General features: G+C 55.1%; 9 protein-coding genes and 1 tRNA gene. 4 read left to right on the plus strand and 6 right to left on the minus strand.

Annotated elements, in window-relative coordinates; all coding sequences use genetic code 11:
• Positions 1–190: 190 nt before the first annotated feature.
• Positions 191–2,983 carry a bifunctional aconitate hydratase 2/2-methylisocitrate dehydratase gene (locus AC2FND_RS12125; RefSeq protein ID WP_496769972.1) on the plus strand — a complete coding sequence of 931 codons (2,793 nt, stop codon included), beginning with the start codon at positions 191–193 and terminating at the stop codon, positions 2,981–2,983.
• Between the two features lie 153 nt (positions 2,984–3,136).
• Here the strand turns inward: AC2FND_RS12125 and AC2FND_RS12130 are convergent, their stop codons facing one another.
• A complete protein-coding gene (locus AC2FND_RS12130) occupies positions 3,137–3,595 on the minus strand; it encodes an Lrp/AsnC family transcriptional regulator (RefSeq protein ID WP_496769974.1) in 459 nt (152 codons plus the stop codon).
• Positions 3,596–3,714: 119 nt separating this feature from the next.
• Here AC2FND_RS12130 and AC2FND_RS12135 point away from each other — a divergent pair, with 119 nt between their 5' ends.
• Positions 3,715–4,515 carry a phenylalanine 4-monooxygenase gene (locus AC2FND_RS12135; RefSeq protein ID WP_209507160.1) on the plus strand — a complete coding sequence of 267 codons (801 nt, stop codon included), beginning with the start codon at positions 3,715–3,717 and terminating at the stop codon, positions 4,513–4,515.
• 16 nt (positions 4,516–4,531) lie between these two features.
• On the opposite strand, the gene AC2FND_RS12140 is transcribed toward AC2FND_RS12135, so the two are convergent.
• The 3 genes from AC2FND_RS12140 to AC2FND_RS12150 form a co-directional block, all read right to left on the minus strand.
• Positions 4,532–5,053, minus strand: coding sequence for a GNAT family N-acetyltransferase (locus AC2FND_RS12140; protein WP_496769975.1), 522 nt, complete (start codon positions 5,051–5,053; stop codon positions 4,532–4,534).
• Entirely contained in the window at positions 5,050–5,604 is a 555-nt protein-coding gene (locus tag AC2FND_RS12145) for a helix-turn-helix domain-containing protein (RefSeq protein ID WP_209507158.1), read from the minus strand. The genes AC2FND_RS12140 and AC2FND_RS12145 overlap by 4 nt, the downstream gene beginning before the upstream one ends.
• Positions 5,605–5,720: 116 nt before the next feature.
• Positions 5,721–6,737: a Fe(3+) ABC transporter substrate-binding protein gene (locus tag AC2FND_RS12150; protein ID WP_496769977.1), complete on the minus strand. Its 1,017-nt coding sequence runs from the start codon at positions 6,735–6,737 to the stop codon at positions 5,721–5,723.
• A 283-nt stretch (positions 6,738–7,020) separates the two neighbouring features.
• Here AC2FND_RS12150 and AC2FND_RS12155 point away from each other — a divergent pair, with 283 nt between their 5' ends.
• The gene (locus AC2FND_RS12155; RefSeq protein WP_209507156.1) at positions 7,021–7,344 is read left to right on the plus strand and encodes a SemiSWEET transporter; all 324 of its coding nucleotides are present in this window, start codon (positions 7,021–7,023) and stop codon (positions 7,342–7,344) included.
• Between the two features lie 64 nt (positions 7,345–7,408).
• On the opposite strand, the gene ykgO is transcribed toward AC2FND_RS12155, so the two are convergent.
• Together ykgO and AC2FND_RS12165 are read right to left on the minus strand one after the other, a co-directional pair.
• Positions 7,409–7,534, minus strand: a complete 126-nt coding sequence (ykgO, locus tag AC2FND_RS12160) for a type B 50S ribosomal protein L36 (RefSeq protein ID WP_008755722.1) — start codon at positions 7,532–7,534, stop codon at positions 7,409–7,411.
• A gap of 90 nt (positions 7,535–7,624) precedes the next feature.
• Positions 7,625–7,699: transfer RNA gene (locus AC2FND_RS12165), tRNA-Val, on the minus strand.
• Positions 7,700–7,848: 149 nt separating this feature from the next.
• Here AC2FND_RS12165 and AC2FND_RS12170 point away from each other — a divergent pair.
• Positions 7,849–8,529: N-formylglutamate amidohydrolase (locus tag AC2FND_RS12170; protein WP_496769978.1), on the plus strand; the 681-nt coding region annotated here is incomplete at its 3' end.

Genomic DNA, 8,529 nt, shown 5'->3' on the forward strand with positions numbered 1-8,529 from the left:
AAAAACCTGTTGGCCGCGACAGACAGATCACGCCTGACTGGCAAGTATTTCGACAAATACATCCTCGATCAGGACACAGGGTCGCAGGAGAGTGTCTTGCAAGTTGCAGGCATTTAGTATACCGCGGCATACAAAATTAAGGCGCTGGTTTGTTACCCGCCAGCGCACCAGCTAAATGGTCGGAACCGTCATGAGCCTATATACAGAATACCTGAACGAGATTGAGACGCGCAAAGAGCAAGGTTTGCACCCCAAACCCATTGAAGACGGTGTGCTGCTTCAGGAAATCATCGAACAAATCAAGGATGTGGACAACGTTCACCGCGCCGAGTCTTTGACCTATTTCATCTATAACACGCTGCCGGGGACAACCAGCGCAGCTGGTGAAAAGGCACGGTTCCTGAAAGAGATCATATTGGGTGAAGCCTCGGTCGAAGAAATCTCGCAGGCCTTCGCGTTCGAGCTGCTGTCACATATGAAAGGTGGCCCCTCGGTCGAGGTTCTGCTGGATCTGGCGCTGGGCGACGACGCGTCGATCGCAAGTCAGGCGGCAGAGGTGCTGAAAACACAGGTGTTCCTGTATGATGCGGATACCCAGCGCCTCAAATCTGCTTTTGAGGCCGGAAACGCAATCGCAAAGGACATTCTGGAAAGCTATGCCAAGGCCGAGTTCTTTACCCGGCTGCCTGACATCGATGAGGAAATCAAGGTTGTGACCTATGTCGCGGCCGAAGGGGACATTTCCACCGACCTTCTGTCGCCCGGCAATCAGGCGCATTCTCGTGCGGATCGGGAACTGCATGGCAAATGCATGATCACACCGGCGGCGCAGGCCGAGATTCAGGATTTGCAGAAACAACACCCGGACAAACGTGTCATGTTGGTCGCCGAAAAAGGGACCATGGGCGTCGGGTCCTCGCGCATGTCCGGCGTCAACAACGTCGCCTTGTGGACCGGAACGCAAGCCAGCCCTTATGTTCCCTTTGTGAACATCGCACCAGTTGTCGCGGGAACAAACGGAATCTCACCGATCTTCCTGACCACCGTTGGCGTGACCGGAGGTATCGGTATTGACCTGAAGAACTGGGTTAAAAAGCTGGATGACGACGGCAACCCGATCCTGAACAACGACGAAAGTCCTGTCCTTGAACAGAAATATTCGGTCGAGACCGGAACCGTTCTGACCATCAACACAAAGGACAAGAAGCTTTACAACGAAGCAGGCGATAAAGAGCTTGTCGATGTATCGTCGTCCTTCACGCCGCAAAAGGTCGAATTCATCAAGGCTGGCGGCTCTTACGCGATTGTCTTTGGTAAGAAGCTGCAGACATTTGCGGCCGAAACCCTTGGCGTTGCGCTGGAATCTGCATTTGCTCCGTCCAGGGAAATCTCGCACGAGGGTCAGGGCCTGACAGCTGTCGAGAAGATCTTCAACAAAAACGCGGTTGGTGTGGCTGACGGAAAGGTTCTGCACGCGGGCTCGGATGCTCGGGTTAAGGTCAATATCGTTGGGTCGCAAGACACCACCGGCCTGATGACCGCGCAGGAACTGGAAGCCATGGCGGCGACCGTGATCTCGCCCATCGTTGATGGCGCCTATCAATCCGGGTGCCACACAGCGTCGGTTTGGGACGCAAAGGCGCAGGCGAACATTCCTAAACTGATGAAATTCATGAACAACTTTGGCCTGATCACTGCGCGTGATCCCGAGGGTGTTTACCATTCGATGACAGACGTAATCCACAAGGTGCTGAACGACATCACCGTGGACGACTGGGCCATCATCATTGGCGGCGATTCGCACACCCGCATGTCCAAGGGCGTAGCGTTTGGCGCGGATTCGGGCACCGTTGCGCTGGCGCTGGCGACCGGTGAAGCCACGATGCCGATCCCTGAATCGGTTAAGGTGACCTTCAAAGGCCAGATGGCAGACCATATGGATTTCCGCGATGTGGTTCACGCCACCCAGTCGCAGATGTTAAAGACATTCGGTGACAACGTCTTCCAGGGCCGGATCATCGAAGTTCATATCGGCACCTTGCTGGCGGATCAGGCGTTCACCTTTACCGACTGGACGGCCGAGATGAAGGCCAAGGCCTCAATCTGTATTTCCGAAGATGACACGCTGATTGAATCTCTGGAAATCGCCAAAGGCCGCATCCAGATCATGATCGACAAGGGCATGGAGAACGAAGCCCAGACGCTGCAAGGTCTGATCGACAAGGCGAATGCGCGGATCGCGGAAATCAGGTCGGGTGAAAAGCCGGCCCTGAAACCCGATGAAAACGCCAAGTATTTTGCCGAGCTCGTTGTTGATCTGGATGAGATCGACGAACCGATGATTGCCGATCCTGACGTGAACAATGCTGACGTATCAAAGCGTTACACCCACGACACAATCCGCCCGGTTTCCTACTACAAGGGTGAAAAGAAGGTCGATCTGGGCTTTGTCGGGTCGTGCATGGTGCACAAGGGCGATCTGATTATCGTCTCGCAGATGCTTAAGAACCTAGAAGAGGAACGGGGCACCGTCGAATTCAAGGCCCCGCTGGTTGTCGCAGCACCAACCTACAACATCATCGATGAACTTAAGGAAGAAGGCGAGTGGAGCATTCTTCAGAAATACTCGGGCTTTGAATTCGATGATCTTTTTCCGAAGAACAAGGCACGTACGGAGTATGAAAATATCCTGTACCTTGAGCGGCCCGGCTGTAACCTTTGCATGGGGAACCAGGAAAAGGCTGCAAAAGGCGATACCGTTCTGGCGACATCCACGCGCCTGTTCCAGGGGCGTGTTGTCGAAGACTCGGATGAGAAAAAGGGTGAGTCCCTGCTGGCGTCGACGCCGGTTGTCGTGCTCTCGGCCATTTTGGGCCGGACGCCAACTGCCGAGGAATACAAGTCGGCGGTCAAGGGGATCGACTTGACCAAGTTCGCGCCGCCGATGGAAAAGCCTGCGTCCGCGAAATCAGCTCATTTCTGAAGACGCGTTTTGAATTTTGAAAGCCCGGCCGCCAGGAAATGGTGGCCGGGCTTTTCCAACTGAATGACACTCTCCGCCCTTCAACACCACATCTTCGCAAGGATGGGTTATGGCCCGGACAGATCCGCTCAGGTTCCGTTTTGGTGGGCCTTGTCACAGAATAGGTAAAGGGCCGCGGGTCTTGGTCTGGCGAAGCACAAAGTTGCTGCGGGTGTCGCGGACCAGCCCTGATTTCAACAAGCGCTGCATGATGAAGACCTCAAGATCCTCGGGGGTTTTGGCATAAACTTTCAGGATAAAGTCGTGATCCCCGGTGATCGAGGCGCACTCAACAATTTGCGGCTCGGTCTCGATAAGACGAAGAAACGCCGAGATGCTGTTTTCCTGATGGTCTTTCAGTGCGACGTGGACATAGGCAATGGCATTCAGCCCGACAGCCTTGGCTGAAACCTGCGCGCGATACCCTGAAACCACCCCGGACGATTCAAGGTCACGGACGCGGCGCCAGCATTGCGACGCCGATAACCCGGTCCGGTCGGCAAGCTCCTGCATTGACAGACGCCCGCTGGCCTGAAGCTCTCGCAAAATATCGATGTCGGCTGGGTGAAGCATTTGGTCCGAAAGTAGCAATATTTTGGAATGTTCCGTTCATAATACGGACGATAGGTAGAATATCAAAACAAATTCTCCATGTGAGTTGAGGTATCCTGATCTCATGCAGGAGGATGCTGATGCCCAAATCGACGAAATATGTCGCCAAACTGGCGGATGAACATGGCCACATTACCTACACAGACGAAGAGAATGCGGTCTGGGCTGATCTTTACGCGGCACAGGAAGAAAACGTACGGCGCTATATGGCGCCGGAATACCTAAGCGGTTTGGCGCGGCTGGACCTGCCGAAGACCAAAGTGCCTTCTTGTGCAGAAATTTCGAAACGGCTGCTGGACCTGACCGGCTGGCGGGTGCAGCCGGTTCCGGCGCTGATCGGATTCAAGACGTTTTTCGGGATGCTGGCGGATCGGGTTTTTCCGGCCGCTTCTTTCATCCGCTCCCGGGAAGATTTCGACTATATCGAAGAGCCGGATATCTTTCATGAGATTTTCGGACACACCCCGTTGTTAAGCGACCCGCGTTTTGCCGCGTTCAGCCACGCCATCGGGCTAGCCGGAAAGCAGGCAGATGACGCGGATTATGCTTGGCTGATCAGGCTCTACTGGTTTTCGATCGAGTTTGGTCTGCGCCGCCAGAACGGTCAAATCAAGGCGCTGGGATCAGGGTTGGCCTCGTCACCGACTGAACTGGTCTACGCTGTGACCAGCGACATACCAGATCGTGACCCGTTTGATGTTCTGACGATTCTACGAACACCCTACCGGATCGACATGCATCAGATGGGGTATTTTGTTCTGGATGACCCTGAAGAATTGTTTGAGGCCGCCGAACGGGACCTGCTGGCAGATGTTCGTCGTGCGCGCCGCCTCGGGCTGTTGCCGAACAAGTTCCCCGAAAAGATCAGAGCCGCCGAGTAGCGGGGGCCGCGTCTTTTCAAGCGTCAAGGTTTTTGTACATATAAGTTGTGGGTTCGAATTTTGGTTCAAATGGGTTCCGACAGTAATTCGGTATTTCCCCCGCGATCTGAAACCCAAGGCTTTGATAAAGCAGCCGCGAGGGATCGGTGCTGCGCGTATCAAGTACAAGCACCGTGCGCCCCACCTCTTGCGCGCGAAGAACAAGCGCATTCATTAGGGATCGGCCTAACCCCCGCCGTCTGGCGTTAGGGTGGACCAGAAGTTTCGCCACATCGGCGCGGTGGGGTTGGTTGGGAATTGCCGCCGGGATCAGTTGAACGGTGCCTGTAATGCGGGGACCGTCATACGAAACGAATAATTCCAGCTTACCTGACCTTAGACCGGGCTGTACGTTTTGGTGCCAGTACGCACGCGCATCATTCAGGGTAAACGGTAGAATGAAACCTATGCTGGCCCCATCATGAACACAGGCATGCAGGATTTCAGCCAGGTCATCCAGTGCCGCGTCAAAATCGTTATCGGTCAGGCGCGTGATCATATAAGCACCAGCAGGTAACGTGCGCCACGCGACGCCCCTGTTTCAAACCGGGTCGGTCCCGACAGATGGTAGCGCAGGCAATCCCCGGCGTTCAGCGCGTGCGCCGTTCCATCAACCGTCAGAGTAAGCGCGCCGTCCATTAAGATCAGATGATGCTCTTGCCCCGATTTAGGAGGCACTTCGTAGGTGATGACCGTGTCCCGGGGCAGGTGGCATTCCAGAACCTCGGCGTTCAATCCATTTGCAGGTGGTGAAACAGCACGGCGGGTGAAGCCGGTTTCAGGGTCGCGCCACTCGGTCTGGCGTTCGAATGGAACCTTGGGGTCAAAGCTGTCCTCAACCATCATCAGCAGCCGCGAGATCGGCAGATCGTATGCAGCACACAGACGGCCTAGATTGTCGGCTGTTGGGCTGACATCCCCTTTTTCCATGCGGGACAAGGTGGCGCGGCTGATCCTGCAGTGCTCGGCAAGGTAATCCAAAGACCAGCCACGCCCGCGGCGCAGTTCGCTCAGGCGATTGGCAAGGCGGTTTGACAGGGTGTCGGGCATTATAAGTAGTTGAAAAAATATCTCATATACGAGAAAATACTCTAAAAAATATAGCTTATCAAACAAAAAAGGATGCGAACAAGCCGCATCCTTTTAAGAAACCAGCGAAAGAAGGCTTACTTCCAGCCAACTTCGTTAAAGATCTTCTGCGCTTCGGGGATGTTCTTTGCAACGTCTGATAGGTTCACGTCGTCGGCCTTGAATTCACCCAGCGCCTGGACCGACTCGGCCAGTTCGACATTTGGAACTGCCGGGAACTCGTCATTGCCCGCCGAGAAGTATTTCTGCGCCTGATCGCTGGCCAGATACTCAAGAAATAGGATCGCGTTTTCCTTGTTGGGTGCGTGCGCGGCGACCCCACCACCGGATAGATTCATATGCGCGCCGTAGCTGTCCTGGTTCGGGAAGACCCAGCCGATCATATCGCGGTCTGCGGACAAGCCTTTGACGTCTGTGCGAATGGAGCGCGCGAAATAGTAGGTGTTCGAAACCGCGATGTCACACTCGCCCGAAACGATGCCGCGCAACTGGTCGGTGTCACCGCCCTGCGGGTCACGCGCCATGTTGGCGACAACGCCTTCGGCCCAGGACTTGGCGGCCTCAGTGCCTTCATGTGTGATGATCGATGCCAGCAGGGTCTGGTTGTAGGTGTTAGTCGAAGACCGGATACATACCATTCCCTTGTATTCCGGTTTGGCCAGATCAGCGTAGGTGGCCGGCGGGTTGGTCACGTTTTCCTTGTCGAAAAAGATGATCCGACCGCGTTGCGAGAAACCAAACCACTGATTGTCACTATCCTGCAGGTTGGTGGGAATGCGCTCTTCCAGTGTAGCGCTGTCGATTGATTGGAGGACACCTGCATTCTTGGCCCGCGCCAGACGCGACGTGTCCACGGTCAGCATCACGTCGGCAGGTGAGTTCGCGCCTTCCGCTTCCATCCGGGCAATCAGTTCATCCGCTTTGCCTTCGATCCTGTTGATCTTGATGCCGGTTGCGTCTTCAAAGTCGGTATACAGCCGTTCGTCGGTGTCATAGTGGCGCGACGAATAGAGGTTCAGTTCGCCCTCGGCGGCGGCAGAGGTTGCGATCAAAGCCGACAGCGCGGCGGCTAGGCAGGTCGTGGATTTCAGCATTGTGTGCCTCAACAATTGAATTTCGGGCCGGTCATTAATCCGACTGATTTTCTCAATTATACGATTCTGGGCGGGATGCAAGTAAATCCGACTGATTTACTTGGGCAAAAGGTCGCTGGTGGCGTTCAACATGCGATGCTCTGAAGGCATGCGAGGGGGAAAGGTCGGTGGTAACGTGGCCGAGGGGGCTTGGTCCAAACGCTTCAAGCGGATAATTTGACAGGACAGATTGTCTTGGAAATCAAAAAAGCTGGCTTATTCACTTAAAGGAAGAACCTGAGATATGCCCGAAACACTGGCTGAAAAATTAGAGAAATCTAACCTTGGCCATTGGATGTCGCGCTTTGAAGGCTTCATGGTTTTTATTGGTGTGGTCGGTCCCTTTGCCACACTGCCGCAGCTCGTGAAGCTGTATTTGACGCATTCGCACCATGCCTCGGGACAATCCTTGTTGTCGTGGTCGCTATATACCGCCTTATCCCTGCTTTGGTTTGCCTACGGCTTGGTTGTTGGAAAGCTGCCAATCTATGTCGGCAACGGGATTTCGATGGTTCTGAACTTTCTTATGGTCATCGGCATTCTGATCCATGCAGGGATTACATTTTAGGCGCGGGTGAAACAAAAAAACCGCACCCGGAGGCGCGGTTTCATTAAGCAGTAATGTGCAGTTCTTAGCCCTGACGCGCTTTGAACTTGCGCTGCGTCTTGTTGATCACGTAGACGCGGCCTTTGCGACGCACAATCCGGCAGTCGCGGTGCCGGTTCTTGAGCGAGCGGAGCGAGTTCTTGACCTTCATGGTCTGTCTCCAATCTGCGGCGCCTTCATCAAGGACGTGGCCAGCGCCTGGGTTACTCGGGTGTCCCGGAAAACCGGAACAGTGAAACGATGGTGGGCGGTACAAGGATCGAACTTGTGACCCCTTCGATGTCAACGAAGTGCTCTACCGCTGAGCTAACCGCCCACTTTCCCTTTGCGTGCCTTGCCCCATAACGAAATGGGGCGCGGATCCCCGCGCCGGTAGCGGGGTCTATAAAAGGAGTCGCAAATGGGTTCAAGGGGTTTGGAAGAACAATTTTTCCGGTCTATGTTGATTGCGAACACGGAGGGATCATGCAAAGCGCAGCCTATGTATTGGATATGCCCGAAAACCGCACCTCGTGCGTGGTTTTTTCATCGCCACACAGCGGGCGGGAGTATCCTGAGGTATTTCTGAACCGGTCCGTATTGAACCGGAGCGTGATTCGATCCTCAGAAGATGCATTTGTTGATCAGTTGTTCGCGCCCGCCGCGGAAAACGGTGCCCCTTTGATCAAGGCGGCCATGCCACGCGCCTACCTGGATTTGAACCGCAGTCTGGATGAGCTTGACCCGGCCTTGATCAGCGGTGCCCGCAGGCACGGGCATAATCCAAGGGTCGCGTCAGGGCTGGGGGTGATTCCCCGCGTGGTTGCCAACGGTCGGGCAATCTATCGCGGCAAACTCACCATGGACGAAGCGCGGCTGCGCATCGACACCTATTGGCGCCCGTATCATGCGCGGTTGAAATCCCTGCTGGCCGAATCACACGAGATGTTCGGTCAGGCAATTCTGGTGGACTGCCACTCGATGCCACATGAGGCGGTGGCCATGGCGGGCACTGCGCGCGGAAGGCGACCCGAGATCGTGCTGGGCGACCGGTTTGGCGCGTCCGCATCCTCTGAGGTTGTGGATATCATTGAAGCGGCTTTTGCAGCAGCGGGTCTCAACGTGGCGCGCAATGCGCCTTTTGCCGGCGCATATGTGACGCAAACC

The organism is Ruegeria sp. BHSB056 (genome assembly GCF_059613305.1).